The 17,494-nt window shown below is 44.3% G+C and carries 10 protein-coding genes and 1 tRNA gene; 7 read left to right on the top strand and 4 right to left on the bottom strand.

From position 1 onward, the window contains the following. Positions 1-95: 95 nt before the first annotated feature. The 6 genes from ptsP (RDO37_RS05290) (at position 96) to nagA (ending at position 9,322) form a co-directional block, all read left to right on the top strand. Positions 96-2,399, top strand: a complete 2,304-nt coding sequence (gene ptsP, locus RDO37_RS05290; RefSeq protein ID WP_044121323.1) for a phosphoenolpyruvate--protein phosphotransferase — start codon at positions 96-98, stop codon at positions 2,397-2,399. Between the two features lie 402 nt (positions 2,400-2,801). Beyond that, a complete protein-coding gene (gene thyA, locus RDO37_RS05295) occupies positions 2,802-3,596 on the top strand; it encodes a thymidylate synthase (protein ID WP_273325254.1) in 795 nt (264 codons plus the stop codon). A 331-nt stretch (positions 3,597-3,927) separates the two neighbouring features. Further along, a complete protein-coding gene (glmS, locus tag RDO37_RS05300) occupies positions 3,928-5,817 on the top strand; it encodes a glutamine--fructose-6-phosphate transaminase (isomerizing) (RefSeq protein ID WP_308498355.1) in 1,890 nt (629 codons plus the stop codon). Between the two features lie 138 nt (positions 5,818-5,955). Continuing rightward, the gene (locus RDO37_RS05305) at positions 5,956-6,225 is read left to right on the top strand and encodes a succinate dehydrogenase assembly factor 2 (protein WP_044121322.1); all 270 of its coding nucleotides are present in this window, start codon (positions 5,956-5,958) and stop codon (positions 6,223-6,225) included. Positions 6,226-6,410: 185 nt separating this feature from the next. Beyond that, the gene (locus tag RDO37_RS05310; RefSeq protein WP_308498356.1) at positions 6,411-7,901 is read left to right on the top strand and encodes a DEAD/DEAH box helicase; all 1,491 of its coding nucleotides are present in this window, start codon (positions 6,411-6,413) and stop codon (positions 7,899-7,901) included. 254 nt (positions 7,902-8,155) lie between these two features. Next, positions 8,156-9,322, top strand: a complete 1,167-nt coding sequence (gene nagA, locus RDO37_RS05315; RefSeq protein WP_052338861.1) for an N-acetylglucosamine-6-phosphate deacetylase — start codon at positions 8,156-8,158, stop codon at positions 9,320-9,322. Positions 9,323-9,608: 286 nt separating this feature from the next. Here the strand turns inward: nagA and RDO37_RS05320 are convergent. The 3 genes from RDO37_RS05320 to ptsP (RDO37_RS05330) all read right to left on the bottom strand — a co-directional run bounded on the left by RDO37_RS05320 (position 9,609) and on the right by ptsP (RDO37_RS05330) (position 13,506). After that, positions 9,609-9,682: transfer RNA gene (locus RDO37_RS05320), tRNA-Gly, on the bottom strand. A gap of 181 nt (positions 9,683-9,863) precedes the next feature. Next, the gene (locus tag RDO37_RS05325) at positions 9,864-11,183 is read right to left on the bottom strand and encodes a four-carbon acid sugar kinase family protein (RefSeq protein ID WP_308498357.1); all 1,320 of its coding nucleotides are present in this window, start codon (positions 11,181-11,183) and stop codon (positions 9,864-9,866) included. A 271-nt stretch (positions 11,184-11,454) separates the two neighbouring features. Continuing rightward, positions 11,455-13,506: a phosphoenolpyruvate--protein phosphotransferase gene (ptsP, locus tag RDO37_RS05330; RefSeq protein WP_308498358.1), complete on the bottom strand. Its 2,052-nt coding sequence runs from the start codon at positions 13,504-13,506 to the stop codon at positions 11,455-11,457. Positions 13,507-14,042: 536 nt separating this feature from the next. Between ptsP (RDO37_RS05330) and gltX the strand changes: the two genes are divergently transcribed. Then, positions 14,043-15,452, top strand: a complete 1,410-nt coding sequence (gene gltX / locus RDO37_RS05335) for a glutamate--tRNA ligase (RefSeq protein WP_027939106.1) — start codon at positions 14,043-14,045, stop codon at positions 15,450-15,452. Positions 15,453-15,604: 152 nt separating this feature from the next. On the opposite strand, the gene glgA is transcribed toward gltX, so the two are convergent. After that, positions 15,605-17,059 (bottom strand): glycogen synthase GlgA, encoded by a 1,455-nt coding sequence (gene glgA / locus RDO37_RS05340; protein WP_027939105.1) that lies wholly within the window; start codon positions 17,057-17,059, stop codon positions 15,605-15,607. Positions 17,060-17,494: the final 435 nt, after the last annotated feature.

The following is a 17,494-nucleotide window of genomic DNA, read 5'->3' on the forward strand; positions in this document are numbered from 1 at the left end:
TTTAGCTATCTGATGTTTAACTTGTTAATCAATGCGCGACAAACTCGCAATGCTGCTTGAGCAGCAGATAGATAAACATCGTGCGGAGTTAAGGTATGGACGGAAGAATATTCTTACAAGCATTGCGTCAGATTACTGAGGCAGTAACGGGCGAGCTGGATATTAAAAAGGCAATGGATATCCTGGTACATAAGATTCGCCTGACTACTGAGACCGATTGCTGTTCGATTTATCTTCTCGATAGCTTCCGCAAACGCTATCGTCTGATGGCGACTGACGGTCTGTCACAGTCTGCTGTAGGTAAGGCTACCTTACATTTTGATGAAGGTTTAGTGGGCGTAGTTGGTACTACTGGCGAGGTGTTAAACCTAGCAAATGCTCCAAGTCATCCAAACTTTAAGTACCTGCCTGATGTTGGTGAAGACGAGTATCAGTCATTCTTAGGCGTGCCTATTCTAGATCAGGGTTCTACCATTGGTGTGCTCATTATTCAAAGTAAGAGCAGACAGCAATTTGGTGAGCAAGAGGAGTCTTTTTTAGTCACTCTTGCTGCGCAAATGGGCAGCATCATCTCTAGAAGCCGTGAAGAGCACTCTTTAGAAGATGACGAACTTAAGCGTATCAAGGGTATTAGCTCCACTGGCGAAATTGCCATTGCTAAAGCATTAGTGTGGCAGCCAGATACCTCCCTTGATGATGTAAAAATTCAAAAGACTGAGGATTCAACGCTACAAGTTGATCTGTTCACCCAAGTTCTTTTCCAAATGCAAATTGAGATGGATAAGGCCACTCTCAAGATGCAAGAGGGCGAAAAGAGCAATGCCGCATTTGGTTACATGGCCTCTTATGGCAAGCTCCTCGATGACTCTACTTTCTCTGATGAGGTAATTAGCTGCATTGAGCAAGGCCATTACTTAGCCACCTCAGCAGTTAAGTTTGTTATTGAGCGTCGCCTGAAGGATGCTTTAATCCAAGGTCAGGATGATAAGGTCATCGACATTAAAGACTTTGGTCAGGTATTAGTCTCACGTCTGGTGCACGCATGTAATCGTGAGTTCGACATTGACGAGCAAGTAGTGCTCGTTATGGAGAATATGCCTGCAGCCATGGTTGCTGACTTGCCAAAGGATAAGATCGTAGGTTTTGTAGCAACCTCACAAGTATCCTCAGCACACGCTTCTATCTTAGCCCGTGACTTTGGTATTCCTTCTGTCTTAGGCGTTAAGGTTAACATCAATGATCTTGATGGTCATACCGTGATCGTTGATGGTAGAAACTGTGAAGTGATTCTTGACCCACCTGAGTCAGTGATCGGTGAGTTCAAACAGCTCGTAAGTCAGAGCAAGGAGCAGCAGGATCTCTTCTCAAGAGAGGCAACCGAGCCTGCTAACACCTTAGATGGTCAGCACGTCACTGTAAGCTTAAATGCAGGCTTAAATCAGAATGGTTCTGAGGCACTGCAAGCTGGCGATAACATCGGTCTTTACCGTACTGAAATTGCCTTCATGATGTGTGACACTTTCCCTGGTGAGCAACAGCAATATGAGTGGTACTCACGTATTTTAGAGCAATCAGCTCCTAAGCCTGTATGTATGCGTACCTTAGATATTGGCTCAGACAAGGGTCTGCCATATTTGCAAAGCAAGGAGCCAAACCCTGCTTTAGGTTGGCGTGGTGTACGTGTCACTGTGGATATGCCAAATATTCTGCATACTCAGTTACGCGCTATGCTGCTTGCTCATCAGAAGTATGGCAACTTAGAGCTCATGATTCCTATGGTGTCATGCATGGAAGAAGTGCACTTTGTTAAGAGTGCCATTATTGAGGTTGCTAATGAGCTGCGACAGAAGACTGGCAAAGAGGTTACTCTGCCACCATTTGGCGTGATGATTGAAGTTCCATCCACTACTTACTTAATGGATGAGCTATCTCAAGAGGTAGACTTCTTCTCTATCGGCTCTAATGACTTAATTCAGTACTTATTGGCAGTAGATAGAGCTAATCCAAATGTGGCTCGTTTCTATGATTGTTTCCACCCTGCAGTGGTGCGTTGCTTAAAGGGTCTGGTCGATAAGGCTAAAGAGCACAATAAGCCAATTACCGTATGTGGTGAGTCTGCTGGTGATCCTCTGTCTGCTTTACTGCTCTTGTCACTTGGCTACACCTCACTGAGCATGAATAACTCATTTATTGCTCGTATTAAGTACATCATGCGTCGTGTATCCTGTGAGGATCTGCAAAAGCTAGCAGCCGAGGCTCTCAAGCTTACTGATGGTAAGTCTATCCGTGCGCTGTATGATGCCTATGCTGCAAATCAGGGCTTAGGTAAGATCATGTCATCTTACCAACAGGAAATTAAAGCCATTATTGAAAGCGGTGAGAAGACCGACAATCACTAGTATTGCTTGATTTTCATACGGGGCTTTAAATTACCCATAATTTGAGGCTTTGAAACACCCATAATTTATGGCTATTAGGCAGCGATTATATGCTGCTAAAAGCCCACTTAGCCGCTAAGCTTTAGAGATCTTAGCGGACTGAGCCGCTAAGTTTAAGAGATCTTAGCGGCACTAACAGGCCGCTTTTGCGGCCTTAATTTTTTATATATGCGGCAGCTTATTAACGCCGGATCTTTTGTCTTGGTTTAGCTTAACTACGATAATATTGCGCTGATTGTGCGATAGGATAATGTCTGTGTTAATATTCGGTGATTTTTGTTCTTGAGGCCGAGCTAAGCTCGATCTTAAGAAAGTTGCTGTTTTGCTAGTTAGGAGCCGCACTTTGGGTGTGGATAATGTAATATGCAGGTCTATCTTGATTTAATGAAGAAGATCCTCGATGAGGGTGTAGATCGTTCTGATCGTACCGGAGTAGGTACTCGTTCAATTTTCGGTACACAGATGCGTTTTGATCTGTCTGAATCATTCCCACTTCTGACTACCAAAAAGGTTCACTTACGCTCCATCATTTATGAATTATTATGGTTCTTAAGTGGTGATACCAACATCAAGTTCTTAAAGGACAACAAGGTCACCATTTGGGACGAGTGGGCTGATGAAAACGGCAATTTAGGTCCTGTATATGGTAAGCAGTGGCGTCGTTGGGAATGTGCTGATGGTCGTATCATCGATCAGATCTCCAATGTAGTAGAGCAGATCAAGAACAATCCACAAAGCCGTCGTCTTATCGTCAATGCTTGGAACGTAGCTGACGTAGATAAGATGGCACTGCCTCCATGCCACTTACTGTTCCAGTTCTATGTGGCCAATGATCGTTTAAGCTGCATGCTCTATCAGCGCAGCTGTGACTTTTTCTTAGGTGTGCCTTTCAACATCGCCTCATACTCCTTACTGTGCATGATGATCGCTCAGCAATGTGGTCTCAAGCCTGGTGAGTTTGTGTGGACTGGTGGTGATACTCACCTGTACTCCAACCATTTTGAGCAGGCCAAAGAGCAGCTGTCACGTACTCCACGTGCTTTACCAAAAATGTTAATCAAGCGTAAGCCAGATAGTATTTTTGACTATAAGTTTGAGGATTTTGAGCTAGTCGATTACGACCCATATCCAGTCATCAAGGCTCCTATTGCTGTTTAGTTGTTAACAGCTAGCGCCAAAATTAAACAATAATTAAAAGCTAAGGGCATTAAAGTGCTCTTAGCTTTTTCTTTATTCACCCCTGCCTAAACAAAATGGATTGTATAAAAGAAAAGAAGCTGCCTGATGGCGGTGCAAAGACACCGCTATAGCGTACGCATGTACGGGGCCATAGCGGGCGCTGGTGCAGTGCCATGGCGGGTGCACAATGCTTGCATGGTAACATGGTAGGGCTGTTTATTGTCTTGGAACTCATTTAAGATTTTTTTGAGTGTGTATGTGTGTGGTTGTAAGGCTTTTTAAGCTTTACAGATATTACTAAGGATAATGTATGTGTGGAATTGTGGGCGCTGTTGCTTTGCGTCCTATTGCCGAAATCTTAATTTATGGGCTTAAGTCTTTAGAGTATAGAGGCTATGACTCATCAGGCATCTGTATGTGTGATGATGATTGTATGGTGATTATTAAAAGCCCTGGTAAAGTTAGTGCTTTAGAGAATTTGGTCAAAGAGCAAAAGCAAAATGGCAAGATAGGTATTGCTCATACCCGCTGGGCTACTCATGGTCGTCCTAGTGTAGAGAATGCTCACCCTCATCAGGTGGGAGCTGTAACTTTAGTTCACAACGGTATTATTGAAAACTACCAAGAGCTAAAAGCGCAATTACATAATAGTGGCTATAGCTTTAAGAGTTCTACTGATACTGAGGTATTAGCTGCTTTAATTGATAGTTGTTACCAAAAACAGGAAAAACACGGTGCTCAAGGAGAGCTTTCTTTAGAGCAATTAAACTATCAAGCTCTATCTTGTGCCTTATCCTTGGTTAAAGGCTCTTATGCTATAGCAGTAATTTTTGATAATGACCATGACCATATTTATATTGCTAAAGAAGGTTCACCTTTAGTGTTGGGTCTGGGCATTGGTGAAAACTTTGTTGCCTCTGATGTTTTAGCTCTCACTAGTGTTACCTCTCGCTTTATTTACTTAGAAGACGGCGATAGAGGCATAGTAGGACGTAATGATTATCAGCTTTTTGATAGCCATGATAAGGCCGTGACCCGTGAGGTTAATAGCCTAGAACATAGTAGTGAGTTGTTAGGTAAAGGCCCTTATAAGCACTACATGCAAAAGGAAATATTTGAGCAAACCGATGCCTTAGTTAATACTATGATGGGTAGGCTTAAGGATAGTGATATTGATGAAGATAGCTTTATTGCTAACCACGATAAGGTTAAGTGCTCTTTTACCGAGCTATTAAAGGACATTGATCATTTAGAGATTGTTGCCTGCGGCACTTCTTATCACGCCGCCTTAGTAGGTAAGTATTTAATAGAGCAATATGCTGAAATTAGCGTTAATGTTTCTATAGCATCTGAGTATCGCTACAAAAAGACCATTGTGCCTAGCAACAGTCTCTTTGTGACCATTTCACAATCTGGTGAAACTGCTGATACTTTAGCTGCTTTAAAGCTTGCTAAAACACAAAACTATCTTGCTTCATTATGTATTTGTAACGTAGCTAATAGCTCTTTAGTAAGAGAGAGTGACTATAGTTTATTAACTCGTGCAGGCACTGAAATTGGCGTGGCTTCTACTAAAGCTTTTACTACCCAATTGCTATGCTTTAATTTACTTACTATTGCTTTAGGTCGGGCTCATAATCATATTGATAAAGAACAAGCTCAAAGCTTAATTGCAGATCTTAAGAGTATTCCTAATCTAATTAGTGAAGTCTTAAAGCTTGATAAGGTTATTGAGACCTTAGCTCAAGATTTTGTCTCTTTAGATCATAGTTTATTTTTAGGCAGAGGCATGATGTATCCTATTGCTCTAGAGGGTGCACTCAAGCTTAAAGAAATTAGCTATATCCATGCTGAGGGTTATGCCTCAGGTGAGTTAAAACATGGCCCAATAGCGCTAATTGATAGTCATATGCCTGTAATTGTCGTAGCTCCTGACAATCAGCTGTTGCCTAAACTGATTTCCAATATCCAAGAGGTTAGCGCAAGAGGCGGCAAACTTTATATCTTTACTGATACTACAGTAAAATTAGAAGTTGATGATAAACATCTTAAGGTCTTTACTTTGCCTCATTCTCCTGATTTTATCAGTGCCTTAGTCTTTACTATTCCACTACAACTGTTGGCTTATCATGTGGCCTTAATCAAAGGTAGTGACGTTGACCAGCCTCGCAATTTGGCTAAATCTGTCACTGTTGAGTAGTGGGTGGGGGCCTAATTTTTTTAGGATAAAAATAGACTTTTGGTATACCATAATAAGATATTTGGTTGAAAATAGGAGGCAGTAGAGCATCCTTATTAATTATTGCTGAAAAAGGCTTGGGAAAAGGATTTTTATATTATGAGCGAAATTAACTGGGGCAAGATTAAGTGGCAGTCTCGTCGTGGTATGCGTGAGCTTGATCTGATGCTATTGCCTTTTGTTGATATTGATCTGCCTAAGATGGATGCAAGCGTAGTAGATGACTATTTAGATCTACTCGATGCCAGCGATCTTGAGTTATTCCGCTGGTTCCATCGCATCAATGAAGCCGACACCGAACGTCGTCGCAAGATGGTGGACATTATTATTGAGTGTCACGCAGGCCGTGCTGGCCGTGAGGGTGTTTAACACATAGAACCTTGGTCTAAAGATGGTGGATATGCGCTTATTTATGCTTAAATCAGCCATCTTTAAAGTTATGGTTTTATGATTTGCTCTAAATTCCTTGTTTTGATACATACCTTGTCTAAGCTTTAGGTATGTATCACGATCAATATGCAATTGCGTGCCTATTTAAGTAAATGGAAATGCTGATGTTTGAAGAGTTTACCCTTCCTGGTTTTGTGCTCGAAGCGATTGATAAGATGGGCTGGGAACAGCCTACTCATGTACAAAGTCTCGTCATTCCGAAGGCTTTGGAAGGTGTCGACATTTTAGGAGGTGCACCAACAGGTACCGGTAAGAGTGCTGCATTCTTACTGCCTGTGATTGCGCGTCTTGCTCAGCGTCCCCGTAAAGGTGTGCAATGCATTATTCTTGAGCCGACTCGTGAGCTTGCTATGCAGGTAGCTCAAGTAGCTAAAGAACTCTTAGCATTCCAAGATGAGGCCATTGAGTCAGGCGAGGGCGAGATCACTCAAGAGATCAGCGTAGGTACCATTATTGGCGGTGAAGATCGTGCAGCTCAGCGAGTTTCGATGCCGACCATCGTGTGTGCCACCCCTGGTCGTCTGCAAGAGTTCTTACGCAAAGAGTGGTTTGACAGTGACGATGTCGAGTTATTGGTCATCGATGAGGCTGATCGTATGCTCGACATGGGCTTTAGAGATGACATTGCTGCAATTACCCGTTGTCTAGAGCGTCGTTTCCAAACCATGCTCTTCTCAGCCACCTTAGAGGGCTTTGGCGTAAGAGACTTTGCTCGCAATGTGCTCAATAATCCATCTGAGATCGTCGTAGGTGGTGGTGAGGAATTTACTGAGAAGCTCCCAGAGCTCTTGCAGTCACGTGCTTACTATGCAGCTAATGACTCTCAAAAGGTTAAGATCCTCTTGCACTTATTAAGTACGATCAAGGGTAAATCTATTATCTTTGTGCGTACGAAAGACACGCTCAGCCGCTTATCTTCCTTACTTTCACGTCAAGGCATGAGCTTTGCAAGTCTTAAAGGTGAGAGCTCACAAAATGAGAGAAAAGCTGCATTGCGTCGTTTCAGTGACGGTGAGGTAGATTTACTCCTTGCCACTGACGTTGCATCACGCGGTCTTGATCTTGATGACGTAGCTTATGTGTACAACTTTGATCTGCCATCAAAAGGCGAGATCTATGTACACCGTGCAGGCCGAACAGCTCGAGCCGGCGCTAAGGGTACTGTAATTAGCTTAGTAAAGGCTGATGAGTTTGCTACCTTAGAGCGTATCGAGCGTTATACCGACCGAAGCATTGAGCGTAGAGCGATTAAAGGACTCTGTGCTTCATTTGAAGAGGTTGGTGCAACTCATCAAAGTGAGAAAAAGCGCGGTCGTGCTTCTCCTAATGGTGGTTTTGATAAGAAGACCAAAGAAGAGAAGAAGCCTCATAAGAAGATTCGTCATCGCGATAAGAAGAATAAAGGCAAGCCTGATTTTGCCGCTAAGCGCGCAAAGAAAGCTGATCGCCTTGCAGCTAAAGCCGCCGTTGCTGATGGGGCAGATAGTACTCCTCAAGCAAAGAGCAATGCATCAGTTAACAATACCGGTGCAAAGGCCGAACCTAAAGATAAGTTAAAGAAGCTTGCTAATAGCGCGGCTTCTAAAAAACAATAAGCTGGTTAGGTTCACATTTTTCTAACAAGGATCGTTTAGATAAGTATCCTTGTGACGTACGATATTGAGGGGTAGCTTTAAGGCTACTTGATATTGAAAGTCTAAAAGAGAATGAATGTTAAACATATGGCACTCTCTTTTAAGCTTAGGTAGTCGCAATACCTCCATCGGGCTCTTAACGTACTGGCTATGCTAAAACCAAGTCGTAGCATCAGCCATAGAAGTTACTTAATGAATTAGTCGGAAGTAAAACCATGGGTGCAACCATTTTACGCAACGCAAGATTACACCTTACTAAGGGTGTTCTTGAAGGCGCTGACTCTTTAGCGGTACAAAACCACCGCATCATTCCGCTCGATCCAGTTTTATTAGAGGATGGCACCTCTGAGGAAATCGATCTTAACGGAATGCACGTTGCCCCAGGCTTTATTGACCTGCTCGTTAACGGCTGCGCTGGTGTAACTTTCAGCTCTGACCTCTCTTTAGACGGTTTAGAGCGTATGCGTCGTTGGCTCACTTTACACGGTACCTTAACCTTTGTTCCAACACTGGTTTCAGGTCCACGTGAGAACATGACCCGTGCACTGGCTGTTACCCGTAAGTTCATGGATAAGCACCCAGGTGTATGCCCAGGTCTGCACCTTGAAGGTCCTTTCATTAACCCAGAGCGTAAGGGCTTCCACGGTAATGGTTATATCCGTGGTATCTCTAACTCTGACCTTGCTTATCTGCGCGATAACATCGATAACATCGCCTATATGACCATTGCTCCTGAAGTGGTGCGTGGTAAGTTCCTTATGGAGCTCATGGGCATGGGTATGAAGTTATCCTTAGGCCACACTAACGCTTCATTCAACGATACTGTGGATGCATTTAAGATGGGTGTTACTAACATTACCCACTTATTCAATGCTATGCGTCCATTAAACGGTCGTGAGCCAGGCATCATCGGTGCTGTATTAAATGCTCAGACTGTAACCACCGGTGTTATTGCTGACGGTCGTCACGTGCACCCTGCTATCGTTCGTATCATTCATCAGCTGCTTAAAGATCGTATGTACATCGTATCTGACTCTCAGGCTGTAGCTGGCTCTCCTGAGGTTCTCAACAGCTTTACTGTTGCTGGTACTGAAGTATTCAACGATGCTAAGCGTGGTCTTATCGACGCTAAGGGCTCTTTAGTAGGCACTAACATCTGTATGATGGACGGTGTTAAGTTCTTAGTTAAGACCTGTGGTATTCCTCTTGACGATGCTCTGATGGCCGCATCCACCATTCCTGCTCGTGTGCTTGGTTTAGACTACGAGTCTGGTTGGATTGACCATGGCTATCGTGCTGACCTTATCGTCTTCAACGATGACTTCAAGATCCGTTACGTAATTCAAAACGGCTTCTTAAAGACCACCGCAGAACTCATCTAATTAAAAGCCTACAAGGCGATGCTTATGCCTAAGCATACAGGCTTGAGCTAAAGTAAAAAAAGCTGCATACCTTACTGTGAGGTTGCGGCTTTTTTTGTCTTTGCGCACGACAAATTAGCATCAGCTTTTGCCTTTGCACACAACAAATTAGCATCAGTTTTGGTCTTTACGTACGACAAATTAGCCTTAGCAAGGCTTGGTTGTTTTTATTGCTTGGGAAAGGTGTGCCTTAGATAAAGCAGCAAAGAGCTGGATGAAGAGATGATGATGGCAAGCATCTAAAGGATGGAGCGACTTACGGGAATCGAACCCGCGCTTGAAGCTTGGGAAGCTACAGTTCTACCATTAAACTAAAGTCGCGTGAGTGCCATTCTATACTAAAGGCCCTAAAAAGCAAGCTGCATCATGTTTGGTGCACACTTAATAAGCCTGGCAATACCACCATTTTGCAACTACGGCTTTACGAGGCGAAGCTGCCACCTGTAAACAGGTGGCAAGATTATATTGGCATTTAGGGCTTGTGTCCGTGGTGGCGATCGGGTTATAGAACCATCTTACGGCGTAGGTACTGAATGGACTCAATGAGGGTGTTAGGGTCGGTTGCAGAGCTTGCTGAGGCAACATAGTGCAGACCCTCATATGGGCCGCCTAAAAGATGGCCATAAGAGGTTAGAGGTAATACCTGACCTTGAATATTAAAGCCGAGGGATTTGAGCTCACGGCAAATCGCTACTGTGTATTCAGCACCAGTAGAGTAAATGCCTCTAAACTCAGGGCAGCGCTCAATTACCTGATGGGTAATTTGTGCATAGGCCGTAGCTATGATGTCCATCGCCTCAATTGCAGAACGATTGCTTTGCTCGAGAATCTTGTTAAACTCCATGATGGTTTGAGCATTAGCGCCAAGGTTGTCTGAGACGGCAAAGACGGTAGTAAACTCGCCAGCGCGGGCGATGACGTTGTTAACGACACGCTCAATTTCTACAGCACGGGTCTGATCATCTACAATAAGATCGATATTCTTAACAGGGACAAAGAGGGTCTTTTCCTCTAAACGCAGCATTTCAACTTGAGCTGCGATAAGAGGGTTAGAACCACCTACTAGACCAAAGATCTTGTCTGAGGATATGCGCTGATTGTTTTGCATGCGCATGACCTTGCGAGCCATGGTAGCAGTGAAAGGACCTGGATCTACAGCTAAGAACTTAATGCCAGACATGAGCACAGCATCGGCAATAGTATTGATGTCCTGCTGTGAGGTACAGTCAAAGACAAGGGCTCTAGTGCCGCTTGAGGCTAAGGCTTTGATCTTATTAGCTAGATAGTCTGGGCCATGGAGCAGATCTTTTAAGTAGATAGGGTCAGATTTATAGCGGAATTTCTCTGTAAAGAGATCGGCTACACGACTGCCTTCGGTGGCGTGTAAATCCTCAAGACCGGCTAGTGATTTCTCCATTGGCTTGCCATCAACTAAGATATAGCCGCCAACGTTGGAGCGCTTGAGCTCTGGGAAGCCTGGAACCACGATAGCCACTCGATCGTTATCGCCTAAGGCATCTAACAGAGCATGGGTTTCAGCACAGGTATTGCCGCGCATAGCAGGGTCAATACGCTTAGCATAGAGCTTAATGTCTGGAGACTTTAAGAGCTTGCCGGCATAAAACACCATCTGATAGCTTTGAATAGGCATCAGATTTCGGCTATTAGTTGAATAGACTAAGCATTCATAATCTTTTGTTAAAGGGTCTTTCAAGCCTCGTGAGCTTGCTAGAGAACATACGGTGGAGCGGTTCTTTTGCAGCATGGCTGCAACTGCTGAAGCTCCAGTAATCTCATCTGCAATTACGACACATTGAGCCATAGAAAAATAATCCTCTTTGAGGGCGCTCCTAGGTAGCTCTATTCATGTTGGCTAGACAAGGTTGTTACTTGACCGCCTGTAAAAACATTTTGCTGTTAATTGCTCCTAAAAATTTTGGAGCGTACATACCAACACAATCAACAATTATCAGCCCTTATCTTGCAAGTCCAGATTATTGGGGCTTAAGCTTACTAGTGTATTTGCTAGTTATTAAGTGATGTTCTTAGTATGTGATGTTTAGTTTGCTACCTTGTGTAGGAGTGTGCCGCTATTAACCTAAAGTTGAAATACGTGCACGAATGTTTAACACCGATGATGGGACAACGGATATTTCGTCTACACCCATACGGATAAGTTCGTGAGTAAATCCCTCATCTGCAGCTAGCTCACCACAGACACCCACCCAAATGCCTTTCTTGTGTGCATTGTTCACTGTCATTTCAATAAGACGGATAACAGCACGGTGGTAAGGGTTTAAAAAGCGGCCGACCTCTGCATTTTGGCGATCTACTGCCAGAGTGAACTGCGTGAGATCGTTAGTTCCGATACTGAAGAAATCGACATGATCTGCAAGCATGTCTGAGATTAAGGCTGAAGCCGGTGTCTCAATCATGATGCCAATCTCTACGTCATCTGAGTACTTAATACCCTCTGCATCAAGCTGCTTTTTGACCTCATTACAAATCCTGATGCAATCTTTAACCTCCTCAACAGAGGTAATCATCGGGAACATAATGGAGAGGTTGCCAAAGGCTGAGGCACGGTAAAGCGCACGCAGCTGAGTGATAAAGACCTCAGGACGGGTGAGGCAAATACGGATTGCTCTCATACCCATGGCAGGGTTTTCTTCGTGCTTAAGCATGAAGTACTCAGCGGTTTTATCAGCACCGATATCAAGGGTACGGATAATCACCTTCTTGCCATTCAAAGCAAGGAGAGCTTCTTTGTAGATATTAAATTGAGTCTCTTCATCTGGGTAATCTTGTGATTGTAAGTAGATATACTCAGAGCGAAGTAGACCAATACCCTCAGCATCAGAGGTTTTGACCAAATCAAGATCAGCAATGGTACCGATGTTGGTAAATAAATTGATCTTGCGGCCAGAGAGCGTCTTCGTCTCTTTACCTCTAAATTGCTCTAAGCGGGCTCTTAAAGCATCCTCAGTACGTTTGCGCTCGGCATAAATGGAGAGTGTCTTCTCATCAGGATCTAAGATGACACGACCGGTGGCTCCATCGACAATCGCTATCTTGCCCTCAAGATCGCTGTTTAAATCGTTACCAATATTGATAACTGCAGGCAAACCTAAGGTGCGGGCGAAGATAACAGTATGAGAGCGAGCAGAGCCTGCCGAAGTAATGATGCCACGTACTAAGTTTTGATCGAGCTGTACGGTTTCAGATGGGGCTAGATCATCTGTGGCCAGAATGATTGGCTCATCAGAGTTAACGAATTGATGCGGGGCATTAAAGCCGGAGCTTTGGTTCAAGATATCGCTAAGACGTCTTGAAACATCCATCACGTCAGCGGCACGACCTTGCATATAGTCGTTATCTTCCATCTGACGGAACATGTCAGCAAAACGGCTACCAGTGATTTCTACAGCGTACTCAGCATTGACCTTTTCGTCACGAATGGTGCCTTCAATGGCATCAACGTATTCAGGGTCATCAAGCATCATCTGGTGAATTTGGAACACGACTGCGTTCTGATCACCAAGCTTTTCTACTGTGGTCTCGTACAAGGTGCCAAGCTGGGCAATGGCCTCAGCACGTGCAGTTTCAAAGCGTGCAACTTCTGCATCCACATCCTCAATGGATCTACGTGTAGCAAGTTGTGCATCGCGTTGGAGAAAAGAGATTCTTCCAACGGCTATGCCTCTACTTGCTGGAATACCATTAAGGATTTGAAATGCATCGCATGCAGAGACATCAGGCTCTGGCAGAGGGCTTTGATACTTAGAGTAGCCACCATAGCTAAGTCCAACGGTAGCAGTATCGCTTAAATGGTTGTCATCACTATCTAATGATCCATTAGCACTGCCGTTGATATAGGCACTCTCATTGAGGTTGCCGCTATCAGATACACCATCAGCTCCTGCTGCATGAGCTTGCGCTGCAGCAGCATCTGCACTGGCTTGAGTAGCATCAGCGCTGCCTGCAGTAGCAGTAGCTTCAGAAGAGGCGGATGCATCAGCACCTGATGCAGTCGCTGCTGCTTTGCTAGCAGTATCTGCATTGGCAAATGATTGGTCATGTGATGAGGCAGCACTCGTGGTGACGCTAGTGCCATCAAGAGTGTGCTTATCAGCATTATCACCCATAGTTACTCCCTTAACTGACGATGAGTCGGGAGTAGGTGATGTTAAATTAGGGTATTGGTTTTGATCGCTCAATTTGACTAGTCCACAAACCGTTAACACCTCAATATTAACTTATGTACTAAGGCTTTGCTTATCTGCGTATCAAATTAAGTATTGCTTTAACCTCATTGCTTGTAAAAAAGCAGCTTTTGAAAGCTTATATATGGTGTACAAAGTCAGTGTAGGAGCGCTTTTGACTGTTAATGGCTCTTAAGTTAGTTTGTTCTTATTTGTGGCTAAGAAAAAACATTGTTTGTCTGCAATTTAGTATGCCTAAGCAAGTGCCATTTTGCTTTTATTGCTAACTTACCAAGAGCTTAAGTATGGGATCTAAGATATTTAGGCACAATGACAGCGCCGTTTAGGGCGTGAGGTGCTAAAATAGGCGCAATTTCTCACAACGGCGCGTTACCACCAGGGCTGCCTGATCTGGTAACACGGTTTGATACGGGTGCGGGCACTTCCTACTCCGCACTCTCGGCCTTAAGGACTTTACAATGGAACTAGTCAAGACTCGTTTTGCTCCGTCACCTACTGGTTACTTACACGTAGGCGGTGCCAGAACTGCTTTATTCTCATGGCTGTATGCCAAACACTGCAATGGTGAGTTCGTTCTGCGTATTGAAGATACCGACCGTGAACGTTCTACTCAGCCAGCTATTGATGCCATTTTAGAGTCCATGGAATGGCTCAACTTAGGTTGGGATGAGGGCCCTTACTACCAGACCAAGCGTTTTGACCGCTACAAGGAAGTTATCGATCAGCTTTTAGCTGAGGGTAAGGCTTATAAGTGCTACTGCTCTAAAGAGCGCTTAGAAGAGATCCGTGCTCAGCAGATGAAGGACGGTGTTAAGCCACGTTACGACGGTCACTGCCGTGAAGATCACTCCGAGCACTCACCTGATGAGCCATACGTAGTACGTTTCCGTAACCCAGACACTGGCATCGTAGCTTTTGATGACATGGTTAAGGGTCGCATTGAGTTCAAGAACGAAGAGTTAGATGACTTCATCATTCAGCGTTCTGACGGCACCCCAACTTACAACTTCTGCGTAGTAGTTGACGACTTTGACATGGGTATTACCCACGTTATCCGTGGTGATGACCACGTTAACAACACCCCACGTCAGATCAACTTATACCGTGCTATGGGCGCAAAGGAGCCAGTCTTTGGTCATTTAGCTATGATCTTAGGTGATGATGGCGCTAAGCTCTCTAAGCGTCATGGTGCTGTTAGCGTTATGCAGTACCGTGAGGATGGTTACCTGCCAGAGGCCTTATTAAACTACCTCGTACGTCTAGGTTGGTCTCATGGTGATCAGGAAATCTTCACCATTGACGAGATGATTAAGCTCTTTACTCCAGAGCAGATCAACAAGTCAGCCTCATCATTCAATACCAAGAAGCTCAACTGGCTTAACGCTCACTACATGAAGACCCAGCCACGTGCTGAGGTAGCCTCTGAGCTCAAGTGGCACTTAAACCGTCTTGGTATCGATACTGATAAGGTTCAAGGTCCTGATTTAGAGTTAGTAGTTAAGAACTACTGCGAGCGTACTCAGACTCTCAAGGAGATGGCAGAGAAGGCTCGTTGCTACTTTGAAGACATCACTGAGTATGATGCAGCTGGTGTTAAGAAGTGGATCAAGGAAGGCTCTGTTGAGATCTTAAAGGACAGCTTAGAGGCTTTAAAGGCATTAGACAGCTGGGAGCCAGAGGCTATTGATAAGGCTTTAGAGGCTATTGCTCAAAAGCATGAGGTAGGCATGGGTAAGGTAGGTCAGCCACTGCGTCTTGCTATGACTGGCACCCCAACTTCTCCAGGTATCGGTGACACCATGGAGTTAGTTGGTCGCGAGCGTACCTTCAAGCGTATTGAAGATGCTATCGCCGCTTTTTCTAAGTAATTAGATTCCATCTTTCACTAAGATAGGCGCATGTACCTGTAGGAGGTATGCGCTTATCTTTAGTGCTTATCTTGGTAAGAGCCAAGAGACAAAAAAGGCAGCTATTGGGCTGCCTTTTTTTGTCGCTACCTAGGTAGCAGTTACATATAGTGTTACCACCACTTTGGCTTAGTAAGAGCTTCCTCGTAGAGTTTTTCGTACTTAGCGCAGGACTCTTCCCAACTAAAGTGAACGCTCATAGCATTCTTACGCAGACGCTCCATCTCCACAGGATCCTCAAGGTAGAGAATTAAAGAGCGACGTAAGGTGCTTAGTAACTCCTCAGGATTTGGATCCCAGAAGATAAAGCCATTACCGTTAACTTGGTCGGTATCGTAGTTAGTAACGGTATCACGCAGACCGCCTACACCACGCACAATTGGGATGGTACCGTAGGCAAGAGAGTACATCTGATTGAGACCGCAAGGCTCAAAGATTGATGGCATTAAGAAGAAGTCAGCTGCAGCTTCAATCTTATGAGCTAAGGCATTGTCATAAACCGAGCGGAAAATCATCTTGTCTGGATGACGATCGGCAATCTCTTGAATTTGACGAGCTAAGTTTGGATCACCAGTGCCCTCGATAACGATTTGTACACGGTGACGTAAGAACTGCTCAAGAATAGGGATTAAGATGCCCACACCTTTTTGGTCAGTAAGACGTGCCACCATACCGTACATAGGGTCATCACCCATTGGCAGACCAAGCTCTTTTTGTAGCAGGTACTTGCCTAAAATCTTCTCTTCGAGGGTGTTGATGTCGTACTGAATCTTTAAGTGCTTATCGGTAGCAGGATCCCAGTCGCTATAGTCACAGCCGTTAATAATACCTACTAAATCAGCGCTACGGCTTTGGAAGTTAACTGTCATACCGTGACCGCCTAAGTAGGTGGTAAGTTCGGTAGCGTAGCCTGGGGATACGGTAGTGATCTTGTCAGCGTAGAACACGCCGCACTTTAAGAAGTTAATGTAAGTGCCCTGAGAGATCATGTCGTTGTAGACCTGACAAATCTCAGGAATCATATAAATCTGACCGCGATCAAAGACGCCTTGGAATGCACCATTGTGCACGGTAATTACTGAGCGGGTCTTATCAAAGAACTTATTGTCATCGTACTTGATGCGCAGGATCATTGGAGCTAAGGCAGCATGCCAGTCGTTAGCATGTACGATGTCAGGGCGGAACTGAAGTTTCTCGGCTGCATCAAAAGAGGCTGCAGATAAGAAGGCGTAACGTTCGCCATTATCCCAGTAAGCCTGGTTGTTATCACCGTAAATGGAGGTACGGTTGTAGTAACGTGGGCAATCGATAAGCCAAACTTCAACGTCATTAGCAATGTGAGTTGAGCGAATGGTGTAATCGATTTGACGATCGGTTCCAGGATTTAAAGATGAAGAACCGATGACAGGGAAGTTTTCAACGCCTTTGATGAGACTGTAGCAAGGCATTACTACTCGAACCTGATGTCCGTTGCTTTTCAGTTGTGCCGGCAAAGCCTTCGCCACATCAGCAAGACCACCAGTCTTGATAATGTCAGCAACCTCTGAAGAAATAAATAGGATATTCAAAACGCACCTTCCTAAACGTCGCAATCAGGAGGAATAGACAGTTACTTGTCTCAAGGACAGATCCTTAAGAGATTGGTCACTCTTAAGAGCAAACTTCGCAACTGACTGAGTAAATGCACCTTGTGTGGTGCTTGTGTGTACCAACACCAAGCTAGCGTAAGTTAAAGCTGCATACCATAGCTTTAAAAACCTAACGCTCTTACTAGTGTCAAAATTGTACATCTAGTCTAGCTATTGTATGAAATTTCTAGCCTAGATGTGCAGTCAAATACTCAAACTTGCAACAAGTATCTAGCAATCAGCATCTTAAAGCCTCTATCAAGATGACTTTGAGATGGTCTGTAGAATGATTAATAGCTAATTATCATGGCTTGTTAAAGCCCCAAAACTCTAATCATTGGGGCTTTTGCAAGCCAATAGTATTTAATTAACAGT

The organism is uncultured Anaerobiospirillum sp., from assembly GCF_902485895.1.
In the GTDB taxonomy this organism is placed as follows: domain Bacteria; phylum Pseudomonadota; class Gammaproteobacteria; order Enterobacterales; family Succinivibrionaceae; genus Anaerobiospirillum; species Anaerobiospirillum succiniciproducens.